Consider the following 16,273-nt stretch of genomic DNA (forward strand, 5'->3'; position numbering starts at 1 on the left):
CGGCCGCGCCACGGCCCGACGGCGCCGCGCCACCGCCCGGCGGCGCCGCGCCACCGCCCGGCGGCGACCGCGCCCTGGCCCCTCGCCGCGGCCACGATTGCGCCAGATCCGCCGGGCCGGGTAGCCCGTCGCCCGCGGCGACCGCGCCCGGCCGCTCGCCGCGGCCACGATCGCGCAAGAACAGGGATGGAGTGGCCTTCCCGCCGCCGGGAGGCCACTCCATCCGTGTTCGAGCGTGACCTTCGCTGACACGGCCGGCAGCGGCCCGGGTCAGGGCGGTGCCGGCGGGTGGGCCTGCGCGGTGGACGCCGCCGGGGTGGGGGTGGAAGGGGTGGGCGCGCGGCGGGAGCAGGTGTGGGGGGACCGTTTCTCCCGCCGCGCGCACGGCTCCACCGGCGGTGGGTGCACGGGGCAACATTCCGGTGGAACTGATGGGTTCGTACTGATCGTGACAGTCCCGGGCCGGCGCGGCGGCGCCGTTAACCGAGACCTAAGGAAGACTTGCGCCGCCCCACAGCCGCCGCCCGCCAGCAGCACCCGGCCGGAGCCGGCGACGGTTCGTCCGGCGGCTGCACCCCGGGCGGCGACGGACGCCGCCGGCCCAGCCGGCCGCGCCCGCGGGCCGGTGCCGTCGGCTGTGCCTGCGGGCCGGTGCTGTCGGCTGTGCCTGCGGGCCGGTGCCGTCGGCCGCCGACCTGCCGCCAGCGGCCGGCCGGAGCCCGGCGAGCGTTCATCCGACGCCCCTCGACGCCGCCTCGCCCGCGTTCGGGTGCATCTGTTGTCGTTCCAGCGACAACAGATGCACCCGAACCCAGCGCGGGTGCGGTCGGTGGCCGGGACGTCAGCCGGCGGAGGGGCGCTGGCGGGGCCAGCGGCGGCCGGCGCTCTTCTGCTCGCGCGCCTCCCGGGCCATCCGGCCGACCAGCCCGAACCGGTTGACCTGGCGCGGCGCCGCCTCCGGGTCGGCGAGCAACATCACCACGCTGGCCCCGCCCAGCCGGGCCCGGTCGATGCTCACCGAGCCGTTGGCCTGCAACGCCACCCGCTTGGCGATGTCCAGCCCGAGGCCGGTCGAGCCCTGGTCGCTGGCGCCGCGGCGCAGCGCCCGGTCGGGGTTGGCGATCCCGGGTCCGGCGTCGTCGATCCGGATGGCCACGTAGCCGTCCCGCCGGGACACCGCCACCTCGAACGCGGTGCCCTGGGGCGTGTACCGGAACACGTTGCCGATCACCGCGTCCAGCGCGGCGGCCAGCTCGGCCCGGGGCACCGGGGCGGGGATGCGCAGCTGGGCGCCGATCACCCGGTGCGGGCGGTTCTGGTCGCCGGCGAGCGCCGCCCAGAACACCATCCGGTCCCGGACCACCTCGCTGACGTCGCACATGGCCGGCCCGGTCTCGTGGGCGACCGCCTTGCGGGTGGTCTTGATCAGTACGTCGATCTCGCCTTCCAGGGTGACGATCGCCTGGCGGATCCGGCGGATGGTGCGCCGGCGGTCCAGCTCCGCCTCGCTGAACGTGCCCACGCTGGTGTCGTCGGACTCCAGCGCCTCGGCGTCCAGGCGCAGCACGGTCAGCGGGGTGCGCAGCCGGTGCGACAGGTCCGCCACCAGCTCCCGCTCGTCGGTGCGGGAGACCACCAGCCGGTCGGCCATCCGGTTGAAGGCGTGACCCGCCTCGGCCAGCTCGCGCGGTCCGCTCGGCTCGACGCGTACGCCGAGGTCGCCGTCGCCGACCGCGAGCGCCGCCCTGGCCAGGCCCTGGGCCGACTCGACGGCCCGCGCGGCGACCCGGTCGACCACCAGCACCGCCGCGCCGGTCAGCGCGGCGGCCACCCCGAGCAGCAGCAGCCAGCGCCCGGCGAGGCCACCGTCCGACTCCGGCACGAACACCTCGACCACTGCCGTCCGGTCGCCGAGCACCACCGGGTCGAGCCGGACCACGCCCCCGTCCACGTCGGCGACGAGCGAGCGGCGCTCGGACCGGGCCCGGTCCAGGTCCGCCGGGCGGGCCCGGGCGGCCGACTCGTCGAGGCCCAGCCCGTGCACCACCGGCCGGGTGGCCGGGTCGTCGCCGCTGGCCTGCACGGCGCGCAGCACCACGGCCGGGTCGGTGCTGACCGCGAGCGCCCCGGTCACCAGCGCGCCGCGCCGGGCGGCGTCCGCCACCGCCTCGTCCCGGGCCCGGTCGTCGAGGACCGTGCCGAGCGGAATCAGGAAGGCGAACGCGGCCAGGGCCGACATGCCGGCCGTGAGCAGGGCCAGCGTGATCCTCAGTCCGGCGCCACCAGCCGGAAGCCGACCCCCCGCACGGTGCGCAGGTAGCGCGGCTTCGCCGCGGACTCGCCCATTTTGCGGCGCAGCCAGTACAGGTGAACGTCGATGGTCTGATCCTCGCCGACCGATGGCTGCCGCCATACCTCCTCCAAGAGCTCCCGGCGGGACACTACCCGGCCCGGACGTGCGGCGAGATACGCCAGCAGGTCGAATTCCTTGCGGGTCAGCGCCAGGGGCTCACCGTCGAGGTGCGCGCTGCGCTCGCCGACGTCCACCCGGAGCCCGCCGACGACGTGCACGGCCGGCTGGACGGTCCGGCTGGCCCGGCCGGCCCGGCGCAGCACGGTGGTGATCCGGGCGTCCAGGTGGGCGCCGGTGAACGGCTTGACCATGTAGTCGTCGGCGCCGGCGCGCAGCAGGCGGACCACGGACTGCTCGTCGTCGCGGGCGGTGGCGATGATGATCGGCACGTCGGTGATGCCGCGCAGCATCCGCAGCGCGTCCGAGCCGTCCAGGTCGGGCAGGCCGAGGTCGAGGACGACGAGGTCGGGTGTCTCGGCGGCCACCCGGCGCAGCGCGTCCAGCGCCGTGCCGACGGCGTGCACGGCGTGCCCCCGGTCGGCGAGGGACCGCAGCATCGCGCCGCGTACGACGTGATCATCTTCGACCAGGAGCACGGTGGCCACAGCAAGACGGTACTGCCCGTGGCAAGTTGATCGCGTTGCGGCGCTCCTGCCAACCCGGCAAGCTGGTACAACGATGTCCTTCACCCTCTTTTCCGACACCCGCCTGGCCCTCGCCCGGGACAGCCTCGCCGGTCTCTCGGTCGGCGACGCGCTCGGCTCGCAGTTCTTCGTCCCCGGCCGGCGCCCGGCCGACCTGGCCGCCGGGAAGCTCCCCCCGCCGCCCTGGGAGTGGACCGACGACACCGAGATGGCCTGCTCGGTGGTGGCCGCCCTGGCCGACGCCGGCCGGATCGACCGGGACGCGCTCGCCGCCGCGTTCGCCGAGCGCTGCGAGCCCTACCGGGGGTATGGGCCGGGCGCGGTGACCATCCTGCGGCTGATCCGCACCGGCACGCCGTGGCCGGTGGCCGCCGCGTCCGCGTTCGACGGGCAGGGCTCGTGCGGCAACGGCGCGGCGATGCGGGTCGGCCCGCTGGGCGCGTGGTTCGCCGACTCGACGGCCCGGGCGGCGGCGCAGGCCCGCGCCTCGGCCGAGGTGACCCACGCCCACCCGGAGGGGATCGCCGGGGCGGTCGCGGTGGCGGTGGCCGCCGCGCTGGCCACCCGCGCCCGGCTGGACGGGTACCGCCCGGCGCCGGACCGGCTGCTGGCCGCGGTGGCCGCGCTGCTCGACCCGGGCAGCGAGGTGCACCGGGGCGTACGCCGCGCGGTGGACCTGTTGGGCCGGCCGCTGCCGGCGGTGGTCGACGCGCTCGGCAACGGCTCCCGGGTGACCGCCCAGGACACCGTCGCCTTCACCCTCTGGGTGGCCGCGGTGCACCTGGACGACTACCCGGCGGCGATCCGCGCCTGCGTCGAGGCGGGCGGCGACGTCGACACCACGGCGGCGATCGCCGGCGCGGTGGTGGCCGCGCACACCGGGGTGGGCACCCCGGGTGGCGTGCCGACGCAGTGGCTGGCCGCCCGCGAGCCGCTGCCGGACTGGCTCGGCTGACCGCGCGGGCGTGGTGCTGGTCCCGCTGCTGATGATCGGCATGCCGCACCGTCTTTAGCGCGGATCCGTACCGCCTTTAGCGCGGATCCGTGCGGGGCGTCGGTCGGCCTGGCTCAGATGGGCGCGGAACCGCGCAGGGCGCCGACCGGTGGGCGCGATCCCGCATCCGCGTCGCTTCGCACCGGCTCGGCCGGCCGGGATGCCGGGCCGTCCGCACCGGTGGGTTTCGGGCCGCCCTCGGCCGGTGCCGGGCTCCCGTCGGCGGGTGTCGGTTTGCGGTCGGCCGGGACCCCCGTGGTCGGGTCGGCGCCCAGCGGCGCCGCCGCCCGGGTGTCGGCCGTCGTCCGGCCGCGGGCCGCCGGGTGGCGGCCGGCCGCCGCGGCCTGGCTTTCGGCCGCCTCGATCCGGGGGCCGGCCGCCGCGACCGGAGTGTCGGTCGCCGCGGCTGGTTCCTCGTCGAGCACGGACCGGTCGATCGGGGCGGTCGGCTCCCGGCGGCGCCACCGGCTCGCCAGCCAACCGATCGCCGCTCCGCCGCCCAGCCCGGCGAGCAGCCCGGCGGCGAGCAGGGCGTCGGCGTTCCCGCCGCCGTCCGTCCCGGCCGCCGGCGCGCCCCCGGCGGAACCGGGCGCCGCGACCCCGGCCTCCGCCCCGCCGGGCGGCGGAGCGGCGTGCCCGCCGTGCCCGGCGACCGCCCCGGCGGCCGCGGGGGACAGGGTCAGCACCGGCGCCCGGTGTGCCCCGGCCGGGTCGGCCCAGCGGACCACCGTGCCGTCGGCGTACGTCTGGATCACCTGGAAGGTGAGCCGGTCCACCTGCGGCAGCGGCCCCATGGAGAGGGTGAGCCGGGCCGGCGCGGTGCCCGATCCGGGCATCCGGGTCCAGGTCACGGCGCTGGTGATCGTGTCCAGCCGGACGCCGTGCAGGCCGGTCACCGGCTGGTCCAGCCGGCGGGAGGTGATCCGCGGTGCCCAGCCGTCGACCGACATCGGGTACACCTCGGCGATCGGCGCGTCGGCCGGCAGCCGGACCTCGACCCGGTCGGTCCGGGTGCCGGGCCGCTCCTCGGGCACCACGAACTCCAGCTTCACCGCGTCGCCCTGGCGGGCCTGCGTCGGGTTGGTGGTCACGTCCGCCGCGTCCGCCGTGGCGGGCCAGGTCAGCACGGCGGCCGCGGCCAGGGCGGCCACCGCCCCGGCCCGACGGCCCAGGCCGCGTGTCATCGCCATCTTCGGGTCCCCATCCGTCTCCGCGCGGCCGGCACCGGTTTCCGGCCACACCCGGTAGTTCGGATCGCGCGCCGGAATGGTTCAACGTGCCCCGGTGCCCGGTGCCCGGTGCCCGGTGCCCGGTGCCCGGTGCCCGGTGCCCGGTGCTCGTGGTGTCTGCTGGCGCCGGGCGGATCGACGATTGGCCGCTGGGCGGTGGGCGTCGCCGGCCGGGCCGGCGAGCACGACCGATAGCATCGGCAGGAGCCGCTCGTCGGCGTCCATCCGTTCCGTCTGCTGGAGGAGTCACCGTGTCCGCACCCCGTACCCCCGCCGTGGCCGACCCCGTCGTCGTCGCCGCCGGGACCACGGCGGCCGACGCGGTGGCCGCGGCCGGGCTGCCCGCCGCCGGCCCGAAGGCGATCGTCGTGGTCCGCGACCCGCAGGGCGTGCTGCACGACCTGGACTGGATGCCGGCCGTCGACACCCAGGTCGAGCCGGTCAGCCTGGACTCCCCGGACGGGCTGAACGTGCTGCGCCACTCCACCGCGCACGTGCTCGCCCAGGCCGTGCAGGACGTCTTCCCGGAGGCCAAGCTCGGCATCGGCCCGCCGATCGAGAACGGCTTCTACTACGACTTCGCCGTCGACAAGCCGTTCCAACCGGACGACCTGGCCCGGCTCGAGAAGCGGATGCAGGAGATCATCAAGTCCGGCCAGCGGTTCCGCCGGCGGCGCTTCCGCAGCCTGGACGAGGCGAAGGCCGAGCTGGCCGCCGAGCCGTTCAAGCTGGAGCTGATCGACGTCAAGGGCGAGGGCCTGGACTCCTCCGAGGTGATGGAGGTCGGCGGCGGCGAGCTGACCATCTACGACAACCTGGCCGCCGGCGAGGACAAGGTCTGCTGGTCCGACCTGTGCCGTGGCCCGCACCTGCCGAACACCCGGCTGATCGGCGCGTTCAAGCTGATGCGCTCGGCCGCCGCGTACTGGCGGGGGTCGGAGAAGAACCCGCAGCTGCAGCGGGTGTACGGCACCGCCTGGCCGACCCGGGACGAGCTGAAGGCGTACCTGAAGCTGCTGGAGGAGGCCGCCCGGCGCGACCACCGCAAGCTCGGCGCGGACCTGGACCTGTTCAGCTTCCCCGACGAGATCGGCTCCGGGCTGGCGGTCTTCCACCCCAAGGGCGGCGTGCTCAAGCGGGAGATGGAGGACTACGTCCGGGCCCGCCACATCGAGGAGGGCTTCCAGTACGTCGGGACCCCGCACATCTCGAAGGAGGGCCTCTTCCACACCTCGGGCCACCTGCCCTACTACAAGGACACGATGTTCCCTCCGATGCAGATGGAGGGCAGCGACTACTACCTCAAGGCGATGAACTGCCCGATGCACAACCTGATCTACAGGTCGCGCGGGCGGTCCTACCGCGAGCTGCCGATGCGGCTGTTCGAGTTCGGGTCGGTCTACCGGTACGAGAAGTCGGGCGTCATCCACGGCCTGACCCGGGTGCGCGGCTTCACCCAGGACGACTCGCACTCCTACTGCACCCGGGAGCAGGCGCCCGCCGAGGTCAAGCACCTGCTGGCGTTCGTGCTCGGCCTGCTCCGCGACTTCGGCATCACCGACTTCTACCTGGAGCTGTCGACCCGGGACGAGTCCCGGCCGGACAAGTTCGTCGGCTCGGAGGAGGACTGGGCGACGGCGACCGCGGTGCTGGAGCAGTGCGCGCAGGAGACCGGGCTCGAACTCGTCCCCGACCCGGGCGGCGCGGCCTTCTACGGCCCGAAGATCTCCGTGCAGGCCAAGGACGCGATCGGCCGCACCTGGCAGATGTCGACCATCCAGTACGACTTCAACCAGCCGAAGGGCTTCGGGCTGGAGTACCAGGCGGCCGACGGCACCCGGCAGCAGCCGGTGATGATCCACTGCGCCAAGTTCGGCTCGATCGAGCGGTTCATCGGGGTGCTCACCGAGCACTACGCCGGCGCCTTCCCGGCCTGGCTGTCCCCGGTGCAGGTGGTCGGCATCCCGATCCGTGACGAGCACGCCGACTACCTGCACGGGTTCGTGGCGGCGCTGCGCGCCGAGGGGATCCGGGCCGAGGTGGACACCGGCGACGACCGGATGCAGAAGAAGATCCGTACCGCCCAGCAGCAGAAGATCCCGTTCATGGTGATCGCCGGCGACGACGACGTGGCGGCCGGCACCGTCTCGTTCCGCTACCGGGACGGCTCGCAGCGCAACGGGGTGCCGATGGCCGAGGCGGTGGCCCACGTGCTGGACGTGGTCACCACGCGGAGCAACATCGGGCCGTCGGCCCAGCAGTGACGCCGCGGGTGCCCCCGCCGCGCCGATGACGCGGCGGGGGCACCGGCGTCAGATGCCGCAGGTCGGCGCGGACCAGGTCCGGGTCGACTTGTGCGCGACGTGGGTGTGGTCGTTGTGCCCCGGGTAGCCGGGGCCGAGGATCTCGTTGAAGCCGTGGTTGCGGGCCTGCTGGGCGAGCCGGCACAGGGAGTGCGGGCCGGCGCCCAGGTCGACGGCGTCGCCGTAGAGGTGCCGGCTGGTCGACGACCCGCCGACCGCGGTGTTGCAGGCGTAGCTGCGGAACGCGCTGGTCACGATGATCTGCTGGTCGCCGAGCGCGTGCCGCATGGCCTGGAGCTTCCACATCGACACCCGGGCGTTGAACCGGGCCGTGCTGGCCGACACCGCGCCGCCGGACCAGTCGCTGTTGCAGTCGTTGAACTCCGCGTAGCTGAAGTTCACCGGCGTGCAGTCGTCGTCCTGCAACGCGTAGATCTTGTTGAACGTCTGCGGGCCGGCGATGCCGTCCGCGGAGAGGCCGTACGCCTGCTGGAAGCGGGTCACCGCCGACTTGGTGGCCGGGCCGTACGCGCCGTCGAGGGTGAGCACCGCGCCGTAGCCGGGGTAGCCGGCGACGCGGATCTGGAGTTGCCGGACGTCCTCGCCGGACATCCCCTGGGACAGCGTGCGTCCCCAGGTGTAGCAGCCGTCGGCGTGCGCCGCCCCGGGGGTGAGGGTGACGCCGACCACCGTGGTGGCGGCGGCCAGCGCGAGCGCCGCGAAGAACCTGCCGAGCCGTCGGAACATGGAGCCCTCCATCGGTAAATGGAAGTACATAGATGCATGGGATTTTCAGACCTGGCCGTGCACTCGTCAATAATTTGCAGCCACAGAGTTTCCCGCCGCTAAGTGGTGGCCGCCACCACCGGTGACCCCGAACGGGAAGGCCGGCGGCCGTCGCAGCTGGCCGGGCCGGGTCCGTAGGATCGGCGTGTGACTGGGGCGGAACGGCACACGGACAGCGGCATGGCCGACGGCCTGGAGCGGCTCTGGACGCCGCACCGGATGACCTACATCTCCGGGGAGGACCGGCCCGAGGGCGGCTACGAGAAGCCCACCGGCTGCCCGTTCTGCCTGGCGCCGGGGCGGCCGCCGGAGGAGAGCCTGGTGGTGGCCCGGGGCGAGCACGTCTTCGTGGTGCTGAACCTCTACCCGTACAACCCCGGTCACCTGCTGGTCTGCCCCTACCGGCACGTCGCCGACTACACCGACCTGGACGCGGCCGAGACCGTCGAGCTGGCGACCTGCACGCAGACCGCGATGCGGGTGATCCGCAAGGTCAGCAACGCGCACGGGTTCAACCTCGGCATGAACCAGGGCGGCGTCGCCGGTGCCGGGATCGCCGCGCACCTGCACCAGCACGTGGTGCCGCGGTGGGGCGGGGACGCCAACTTCATGCCGGTGATCGGCCGCACCAAGGTGCTGCCCCAACTGCTCGGCGACACCCGGGAACTGCTGGCTCGCGCCTGGCCGTCCTGAATCGGCCGGCTGCCACCCGTGCGGGCCCGGCGGGTGGCACGATCTGGCGATGGCAGTCAGCACGCGGACGTTGGGTCGCAGCGGCATCGAGGTCAGTGCCCTCGGGATGGGGTGCTGGGCGATCGGTGGCCCGTGGGCCGAGGGCAGCCAGCCGCTGGGCTGGGGCGCGGTCGACGACGAGGAGTCGGTACGGGCCGTGCGGCGCGCGCTGGACCTCGGGGTCACCCTCTTCGACACCGCCGACGCGTACGGGGCGGGGCACAGCGAGCGGATCCTCGGCCGGGCGCTCGCCGGCCGGCGGGACGAGGCGGTGATCGCCACCAAGTGGGGCTACACCTTCGACGAGGCGACCCGGCAGGCGACCGGCGAGGACGCCTCCCCGGCGTACCTGCGGCGGGCGGTGCACGACTCGCTGCGCCGGCTGGGCACCGACTGGATCGACCTCTACCAGCTGCACCTGGCCGACCTGCCGGTGCCCCGGGCCGAGGCGCTGGTCGCCACCCTGGAGGACCTGGTCGCCGAGGGCCTGGTCCGGGCGTACGGCTGGAGCACGGACCGCCCCGACCGGGCCGCCGCGTTCGGCCACGGCGCCCCGCGCGCCACCGCCGTGCAGCACGCCCTCTCGGTGCTCCGCGACGCCCCCGAGCTGCTCGCCGTCTGCGACAAGTACGACCTGGCCAGCGTCGTCCGGGGGCCGCTCGGGATGGGCCTGCTCACCGGCAAGTACACCGCCGGCTCCACGCTGCCCCGCGACGACGTGCGCGGCGTCGCGCCGGGCTGGCTGGAGTGGTTCCGCGGCGGCCGGCCGGCGCCGGAGTGGCTGCGCCGGGTCGCCGCGGTGCGGGCGGCGCTGACCGGCGACGGGCGCACCCTGGCCCAGGGCGCGCTGGGCTGGATCTGGACGCGCAGCGGCCGGAGCGTGCCGATCCCCGGCTGCCGTACCGTCGCCCAGGTCGAGGAGAACGCCGCCGCCCTGCGCTGGGGGCCGCTGCCGCCGGACCAGTTCGCCGAGGTGGAGCGCCAGCTGGCGGCCGTCCGGGCGGCGGCGCTGCGATCCGCCGACCGCCCCTACTGGCCCAGCCCCACCCTCCCCGCCACCCACCCGTAACCCCACCTCGCCCGGCGCCCGAGCGCCGGGCCGGCGGTGTGCGGCGCCGGCCCACTCGCACGGAAAGAGGGCCTTCGACCCGGCGCGAGGCCGCACTTCCAGGGAAAGTGCGGCCTCCGGCGGGCGCAGCCCGGGACGGCGCCGGGCCCTCTTCTCGGGGAGTGCGCTCGATCCGGCGCGAGGCCCCTCGTCCGGGGAAAGCGCGAGGGCCCTCGTCCGGGAAAGGGGGCCCTCAGCCCAGCGCGAGGCCGCACTCTCGGGGAAAGTGCGGCCTCTAGGCGGGCGCGGCCCGGGAGAGGGCCGGCAGGAGCGGGGTGGCGGGGGTCAGGCGCGGGTGGCGTGTTCCTTGCGGATCTGGTCGGCCAGGTGGGTGGGCATCGGCTCGTAGCGGGCGAACCGGCGGCGGAAGGTGCCGGTGCCCGAGGTCATCGAGCGCAGCTCGACGGCGTACCGGAGCAGCTCGGTGGCGGGCACCTCGGCGCGCACCAGGGTGCGCCCCTCGCCGTCCGGGTCCGGTTCGGTGCCCAGCACCCGGCCGCGCCGGCCGGACAGGTCGCCCATCACCGAGCCGACCGCCGAGTCGGGCACCCGGATGACCACCTCGTCGACCGGCTCCAGCAGCACCGGCTGGGCCTTCTCGGCCGCGTCCTTCAGTGCCAGCGCGCCGGCGGTCTGGAAGGCCGCGTCGGAGGAGTCGACGCTGTGCGCCTTGCCGTCGAAGAGCGTCACCCGCAGGTCGACCACCGGGTGACCGGCCACCAGGCCGCGCTCCATCTGGGCCCGTACCCCCTTCTCGACGGAGGGGATGTAGTTGTGCGGCACCGCCCCGCCGACCACCCGGTCGACGAACTCGAAGCCGGCGCCGCGCGGCAGCGGCTCCACCTCGATGTCGCAGACGGCGTACTGGCCGTGCCCGCCGGACTGCTTGACGTGCCGGCCGTGCCCCTTGGCCGGGGCGGTCAGCGTCTCCCGCAGCGACACCCGGACCGGCTCGGTGTCCAGCTCGACCCCACCGGCGCGCAGCCGCTCCAACACCACGTCGGCGTGCGCCTCGCCCATGCACCAGAGCACCAACTGGTGGGTCTCGGCGTTGCGGTCCAGCCGCATCGTCGGGTCGCCGGCGACCAGCCGGGCCAGGTTGCGGGCCAGCGCGTCCTCGTCGGCCCGGCTCTTCGCGACGATCGCCACCGGCAGCAGCGGTTCGGGCATCTCCCAGGGGGCGATCAGCAGCGGCTCGTCCTTGGCCGAGATGGTGTCGCCGGTCTCCGCGCTGCCCGACTTGGTGATCGCGCAGATGTCGCCGGCCACGCAACTGGCCACCTCGCGCAGGCTCGCGCCCAGCGGGGTGTAGATGTGCCCGACCCGCTCGTCGGCGTCGTGGTCGGGGTGGCCGCGCTCGGCCAGGCCGTGACCGGAGACGTGCACCGTCTGCTCCGGGCGCAGCGTGCCGGAGAAGACCCGGACCAGGGAGACCCGGCCGACGTGCCGGTCGATGGTGGTCTTGACCACCTCGGCCACCAGCGGGCCGTCCGGGTCGCAGGTCAGCGGCGGGCGGGGGGAGCCGTCCACCCCGCTCACCGCCGGCAGCTCGTGCTCCAGCGGCGACGGGAAGCCGGCGGTGAGCACCTCCAGCAGCGCGTCCAGCCCGACCCCGGTCTCGGCGCAGACCGGCACCACCGGGTAGAAGTGGCCGCGGGCGACGGCCTTCTCCAGGTCCTCGATGAGGATCTCCGTGCCGATCTCCTCGCCGCCGAGGTAGCGGTCCATCAGGGACTCGTCCTCGCTCTCGGCGATGATCCCCTCGATCAGCTCGTTGCGGGACTCGGCGATGGCCGGCAGGTGCTCCGGGTCCGGGTCGCGGACCACCGGCGGGTGGCCGGCGGTGTAGTCGAAGACCCGCCGGGTGATCAGGCCCAGCAGGCCGACGGTGGAGACGCCGTCGTCGCCGAGCATCGGCAGGTAGAGCGGGAGCACGTTGTCGCCGAACACCCGCTGGCAGAGCGCCACCGCCTCGTCGAAGTCGGCGCGCGGGTGGTCGAGCCGGGAGACGGCCACCGCCCGGGGCATGTCGACCGCGGCGCACTCCTCCCACAGCGCGGCGGTGGCGGCGTCCATCCCGTCCACCGCGGAGACCACGAAGAGCGCGGCGTCGGCGGCCCGCAGGCCGGCGCGCAGCTCACCGACGAAGTCGGCGTAGCCGGGGGTGTCCAGCAGGTTGACCTTGATGCCGTCGTGCAGCAGCGGCGCGCAGGCCAGGCTCACCGAGCGCTGCTGGCGTACCGCCGCCGGGTCGTGGTCGCAGACCGTGGTGCCGTCGGTGACCGTGCCGGCCCGGGCGATCGTGCCGCTCGCCGCGAGCAGCGCCTCGACCAGTGTCGTCTTGCCCGCTCCGGAGTGCCCGACGAGCACCACGTTGCGGACCCTGCCGGGTTCGGTCACCACCGGCGCGCCGCCGGTGATCCCCTTCTCCTGATTCTTCTGCGCCATGGGGCGCACCTCCCTCAGCCGGTGGTGGTGGCGACCGCCGCGCGCGACGGGGAAGCGGCCCGGGGCGGGTCCCGCGGCGATATCCTCCGCTGTCTGCTGGATTCCGGGTACGTGACGGGCGGGCGGGTGAGTTGGCTCACCTCCCGGCTCGATCTCACACCCGATGCCCGGCCGGCACAAGGGCGGCTCGCCTGACCGGCCGTAGAGCCGGCGCTGGTCGGACCGTTATCGTGGGACCGCCATGGCGAAGATCTTCCAAGTGTCGGCCCGCGCGGGGATGGCCCGTGTCGTCGAGCCGGTCGCACGCGGCCTGCTCCGAGCGGGCGTAACTCCCAACGCGGTCACCGTGGCGGGCACCCTCGGGGTGCTCGTCGGCGCACTCGGCTTCGGTGCCCGCGGTCATCTGGTCGCCGGGGCCCTGATCGTCACCGTCTTCGCGCTCACCGACCTGCTCGACGGGACGATGGCCCGGATGAGCGGGGGGTCCACCAAGTTCGGCGCGTTCCTCGACTCGAGCATGGACCGGGTCGCCGACAGCGCGGTCTTCGGCGCCGTGGCGTACTGGCTGGCCACCGAGCACCAGTACTCCGGGGTCGCCGCCGCGCTGCTCTGCCTGGCCGCCGGCGCGCTGGTCTCGTACGTCAAGGCGCGCGCCGAGGGCCTCGGGATGACCTGCAACGTGGGCATCGCCGAGCGCACCGAGCGGCTGCTCATCGTCGGCGTCGGCGGGCTGCTCACCGGCCTCAACCTCGACCCGGCGCTGGAGATCGCGCTCTGGCTGCTGGCCGCCGTGTCGATCTTCACGGTCGGCCAGCGGATGCTGCACGTGTACCGGCAGGCCCAGCGCATCCACACCCCGGACGGAAATCGGTGAATCTCACCGAGCTCGGCTACGTCGCCGGCTGGCGGGTGATCCGCGCGCTGCCGCGGCCCGTCGTGGCCGCGGCGTTCCGGGCGGGCGCGGACCGCGCCCACCGCCGGGGCGGCGGCGCCCGACTGCGGGCCAACCTGTGCCGGGTGGTCGGCCCCGACCTGCCCGAGCCCGAGCTGGACGAGCTGGTCCGGGCCGGGCTGCGGTCGTACGCCCGGTACTGGATGGAGGCGTTCCGGCTGCCCTCGCTGAGCCGCCGGGAGATCCTGGCCGGGTTCCGGCTCGACGGCGAGGAGCTGCTCGCCGCCGACGTGGCGGCCGGCCGCGGCGCGGTGGTGGCGCTGCCGCACGCGGGCAACTGGGACGCCGCCGGCGCCTGGGTCGCGGCCACCGGCTGGCCGATCACCACGGTCGCCGAACGGCTCAAGCCGGAGGGCGTCTACCAGCGGTTCCTCGCCTTCCGCCGGGGCCTGGGCATGGAGATCCTGCCCACCCACGGCGGCGACCGGCCGGCGTTCGACGTGCTGGTGGACCGGCTGCGCGCCGGGGCGGTGGTGCCGCTGCTGGCCGACCGGGACCTCTCCGCCCGGGGCGTGGAGGTCGACTTCTTCGGCGCCCGGACCCGGATGCCGGCCGGGCCGGCGCTGCTCGCGCTGCGCACCGGGGCGCCGCTCTACGTCGCCTCGATGTGGTACGAGCCGGACGCCGCCTGCGCGTCGCTGGTGGGTCCGCTGCCGGTGCCCGGCGCCGAGGAGGGCCCGCTCGACGAGCGCGTCCGGTCGCTGACCCAGCGGATCGCCGACAGTCTGGCGGCGGGTATCGCCCGGCATCCGGAAGACTGGCACATGTTGCAACGGATGTGGCTGGACCAGCGTGGCCCAGTCGACGGCGTGGCGCTGCCCTCGCCGGCCACCGGACAGCTCTGAGGAAGAGGTAGCGGTGAGCGCGAGGAGTGAGCCGGGTTTGCGAGCCCCGCAGTCGCGAACTGAGGTGACACCGTGAGCGCGAGGAGTACGGCGGAGCGGATCCGGGCAGTCGCGAACAAAGGGCGTTGACGTGCGGATCGGCATCGTGTGTCCGTACTCGTTCGACGTGCCCGGTGGGGTGCAGAACCACGTCATGGACCTGGCCGAGGCGCTGATCGGGCTGGGCCACCAGGTGAGCGTGCTCGCCCCGGCCGACGAGGACTCCCCGCTGCCGCCGTACGTGGTACCGGCCGGGCGGGCGGTGCCGCTGCCGTACAACGGCTCGGTGGCCCGGATCGCCTTCGGGCCGGTCTCCACGGCCCGGGTGCGGCGCTGGATTACCCGCGGCGACTTCGACGTGCTGCACGTGCACGAGCCGCTCACGCTCAGCCTCTCGCTGCTGGCCGTGCTCTCCGCCCGAGGGCCGGTGGTGGCCACCTTCCACACCGCGATGACCCGGTCCCGGGCGCTGGCCGCCGCGCAGGGCGTGCTCCAGATCGTGCTGGAGCGGATCACCGCCCGGATCGCGGTCAGTGCGCTGGCCCGCAAGGTGCAGGTCGAGCACATGGACGGCGGGGCGGTGGAGATCCCGAACGGGGTGGCCGTCGCGAAGTTCACCGACGCCGAGCCGCTGCCCGGCTGGCCGGGGGAGTGCGCGCCGGGCGAGGGTGGCTCGATCGGCTTCCTGGGCCGGTTCACCGAGGCGCGCAAGGGGTTCCCGGTGCTCCGGGACGCCTTCGTCGAGCTGGCCGCCCAGCGCCCCGGGTTGCGGCTGCTGGTGGCCGGGCCCGGCGACCCGGACGACCTGTACGACCGGTTCCCGGCCGGGCTGCGCGACCGGGTGACCTTCCTCGGGCTGGTCTCCGAGGCGGACAAGGCACGCATGCTGCGCAGCGTGCACCTCTACGTGGCGCCGAACACCGGCGGCGAGTCGTTCGGCATGATCCTCACCGAGGCGCTGGCGGCCGGGACCACCGTGGTGGCCAGCGACCTCGACGCGTTCCGCCGGGTCCTCGACGGCGGCCGGGCGGGGCGGCTCTTCCCGACCGGGGACGCGGTGGCGCTGCGCGCCGCGCTCACCGAGCTGCTCGACGATCCGCGGCAGCGGGCCGAGCTGACCGCCTGCGGCGACCAGGTGGTGGCGAATTTCGACTGGCCCGTGGTTGCCCGCCGGGTTCTGGAGGTATACGCAGCGGCGATCGAGGCCACCGACGGGCGGGTGATCGACACGGAGTGGGTGGGGCTGGGCTGACCCGGGTGGTGCGTGGTGCTCGGGTGACCGGAGCGTCGGCCGGCGACGGGCCGGAGGAGACCGAAACGGAGCAGCACTACGATGCCGGGCATGTGGTGGGTGGTGGGCACGACCCTGGTCGTCGCGCTGGTCGCGGCGTACCTGATCTGGACCGCCGGCCGGGTCGAGCGGCTGCAGGGGCGCGCGGAGCTGGCGGCCCGCGCGCTCGACGCCCATCTGCTGCGCCGGGCCGCCGCCGCCGCGGTGCTGGCCGAACGGCGGTACGGCGTCGAGCTGTACGCGGCCGCGCGGATCGCCCTGGACGCCCACCCCGACGAGCGGGAGGCCGCCGAGAACGACCTCACCCGGCAGTTGCGGGCGGTGCAGCTCGACCCCGCCGATCCGGACTGCGAGGCGGTGATCGCGGCCAGCCGGCGGCTGGCCCTGGCCCGGCAGGTGCACACCGACCTGGTCCGCGACGCCCGGGCCGCCCGGCGGCGACCACTGGTGCGGCTGTTGCGGATGGGGCGCCGGCACCCGTGGCCGCGCTACTTCGACATCGACGACCCCACGCTCACCCTCCCGGCGGACGTCCCGGCCGGCTGAGCC

At 74.9% G+C, this 16,273-nt stretch carries 13 protein-coding genes; 8 read left to right on the forward strand and 5 right to left on the reverse strand.

Annotation, left to right across the window (positions count from 1 at the left end):
* Nucleotides 1-841: 841 nt before the first annotated feature.
* The gene (locus Q3W71_RS20790; RefSeq protein ID WP_302921055.1) at nt 842-2,239 is read right to left on the reverse strand and encodes a HAMP domain-containing sensor histidine kinase; all 1,398 of its coding nucleotides are present in this window, start codon (nt 2,237-2,239) and stop codon (nt 842-844) included.
* A gap of 29 nt (nt 2,240-2,268) precedes the next feature.
* Nucleotides 2,269-2,958, reverse strand: coding sequence for a response regulator transcription factor (locus Q3W71_RS20795; RefSeq protein ID WP_302921056.1), 690 nt, complete (start codon nt 2,956-2,958; stop codon nt 2,269-2,271).
* 73 nt (nt 2,959-3,031) lie between these two features.
* On the opposite strand from Q3W71_RS20795, the gene Q3W71_RS20800 reads away from it, so the two are divergent.
* The gene (locus Q3W71_RS20800) at nt 3,032-3,952 is read left to right on the forward strand and encodes an ADP-ribosylglycohydrolase family protein (protein ID WP_302921057.1); all 921 of its coding nucleotides are present in this window, start codon (nt 3,032-3,034) and stop codon (nt 3,950-3,952) included.
* A 113-nt stretch (nt 3,953-4,065) separates the two neighbouring features.
* On the opposite strand, the gene Q3W71_RS20805 is transcribed toward Q3W71_RS20800, so the two are convergent.
* Complete coding sequence (locus Q3W71_RS20805; protein ID WP_302921058.1) at nt 4,066-5,181, reverse strand: YcnI family protein; 1,116 nt, start codon at nt 5,179-5,181, stop codon at nt 4,066-4,068.
* A 290-nt stretch (nt 5,182-5,471) separates the two neighbouring features.
* On the opposite strand from Q3W71_RS20805, the gene thrS reads away from it, so the two are divergent.
* Nucleotides 5,472-7,484 carry a threonine--tRNA ligase gene (thrS, locus tag Q3W71_RS20810; RefSeq protein WP_302921059.1) on the forward strand — a complete coding sequence of 671 codons (2,013 nt, stop codon included), beginning with the start codon at nt 5,472-5,474 and terminating at the stop codon, nt 7,482-7,484.
* Nucleotides 7,485-7,532: 48 nt separating this feature from the next.
* Here the strand turns inward: thrS and Q3W71_RS20815 are convergent, their stop codons facing one another.
* On the reverse strand, nt 7,533-8,270 hold the full coding sequence (locus tag Q3W71_RS20815) for a D-Ala-D-Ala carboxypeptidase family metallohydrolase (RefSeq protein WP_302921060.1): 738 nt from the start codon (nt 8,268-8,270) through the stop codon (nt 7,533-7,535).
* A 219-nt stretch (nt 8,271-8,489) separates the two neighbouring features.
* Here Q3W71_RS20815 and Q3W71_RS20820 point away from each other — a divergent pair, with 219 nt between their 5' ends.
* Nucleotides 8,490-9,002 (forward strand): HIT domain-containing protein, encoded by a 513-nt coding sequence (locus Q3W71_RS20820; RefSeq protein ID WP_302921454.1) that lies wholly within the window; start codon nt 8,490-8,492, stop codon nt 9,000-9,002.
* A 49-nt stretch (nt 9,003-9,051) separates the two neighbouring features.
* Nucleotides 9,052-10,110 carry an aldo/keto reductase gene (locus Q3W71_RS20825; protein ID WP_302921061.1) on the forward strand — a complete coding sequence of 353 codons (1,059 nt, stop codon included), beginning with the start codon at nt 9,052-9,054 and terminating at the stop codon, nt 10,108-10,110.
* 324 nt (nt 10,111-10,434) lie between these two features.
* Here Q3W71_RS20825 and Q3W71_RS20830 read toward each other — a convergent pair whose 3' ends face one another.
* Entirely contained in the window at nt 10,435-12,597 is a 2,163-nt protein-coding gene (locus Q3W71_RS20830) for an elongation factor G-like protein EF-G2 (RefSeq protein WP_302921062.1), read from the reverse strand.
* Nucleotides 12,598-12,838: 241 nt separating this feature from the next.
* Here Q3W71_RS20830 and pgsA point away from each other — a divergent pair, with 241 nt between their 5' ends.
* The 4 genes from pgsA to Q3W71_RS20850 all read left to right on the forward strand — a co-directional run bounded on the left by pgsA (nt 12,839) and on the right by Q3W71_RS20850 (nt 16,270).
* Nucleotides 12,839-13,471, forward strand: coding sequence for a phosphatidylinositol phosphate synthase (gene pgsA, locus Q3W71_RS20835; RefSeq protein ID WP_302921063.1), 633 nt, complete (start codon nt 12,839-12,841; stop codon nt 13,469-13,471).
* Nucleotides 13,468-14,394: a phosphatidylinositol mannoside acyltransferase gene (locus tag Q3W71_RS20840; protein ID WP_302921064.1), complete on the forward strand. Its 927-nt coding sequence runs from the start codon at nt 13,468-13,470 to the stop codon at nt 14,392-14,394. The genes pgsA and Q3W71_RS20840 overlap by 4 nt, the downstream gene beginning before the upstream one ends.
* A gap of 130 nt (nt 14,395-14,524) precedes the next feature.
* Nucleotides 14,525-15,685 (forward strand): glycosyltransferase family 4 protein, encoded by a 1,161-nt coding sequence (locus Q3W71_RS20845; RefSeq protein WP_302921065.1) that lies wholly within the window; start codon nt 14,525-14,527, stop codon nt 15,683-15,685.
* 81 nt (nt 15,686-15,766) lie between these two features.
* Nucleotides 15,767-16,270 carry a hypothetical protein gene (locus Q3W71_RS20850; protein ID WP_088994896.1) on the forward strand — a complete coding sequence of 168 codons (504 nt, stop codon included), beginning with the start codon at nt 15,767-15,769 and terminating at the stop codon, nt 16,268-16,270.
* Nucleotides 16,271-16,273 lie beyond the last annotated feature (3 nt).

The organism is Micromonospora sp. C28SCA-DRY-2 (genome assembly GCF_030519475.1).
In the GTDB taxonomy this organism is placed as follows: Bacteria; Actinomycetota; Actinomycetes; order Mycobacteriales; family Micromonosporaceae; genus Micromonospora.

Bases quoted from the DNA above. Each gene is read 5' to 3' on its own strand.
- Q3W71_RS20825 (WP_302921061.1), top strand. From the start codon at position 9,052: ATGGCAGTCAGCACGCGGACGTTGGGTCGCAGCGGCATCGAGGTCAGT.
- Q3W71_RS20820 (WP_302921454.1), top strand. From the start codon at position 8,490: ATGGCCGACGGCCTGGAGCGGCTCTGGACGCCGCACCGGATGACCTAC.
- Q3W71_RS20790 (WP_302921055.1), bottom strand. From the start codon at position 2,239: ATGTCGGCCCTGGCCGCGTTCGCCTTCCTGATTCCGCTCGGCACGGTC.
- pgsA (WP_302921063.1), top strand. From the start codon at position 12,839: ATGGCGAAGATCTTCCAAGTGTCGGCCCGCGCGGGGATGGCCCGTGTC.
- Q3W71_RS20805 (WP_302921058.1), bottom strand. From the start codon at position 5,181: ATGGCGATGACACGCGGCCTGGGCCGTCGGGCCGGGGCGGTGGCCGCC.
- Q3W71_RS20815 (WP_302921060.1), bottom strand. From the start codon at position 8,270: ATGTTCCGACGGCTCGGCAGGTTCTTCGCGGCGCTCGCGCTGGCCGCC.
- Q3W71_RS20830 (WP_302921062.1), bottom strand. From the start codon at position 12,597: ATGGCGCAGAAGAATCAGGAGAAGGGGATCACCGGCGGCGCGCCGGTG.
- Q3W71_RS20850 (WP_088994896.1), top strand. From the start codon at position 15,767: ATGCCGGGCATGTGGTGGGTGGTGGGCACGACCCTGGTCGTCGCGCTG.
- Q3W71_RS20800 (WP_302921057.1), top strand. From the start codon at position 3,032: ATGTCCTTCACCCTCTTTTCCGACACCCGCCTGGCCCTCGCCCGGGAC.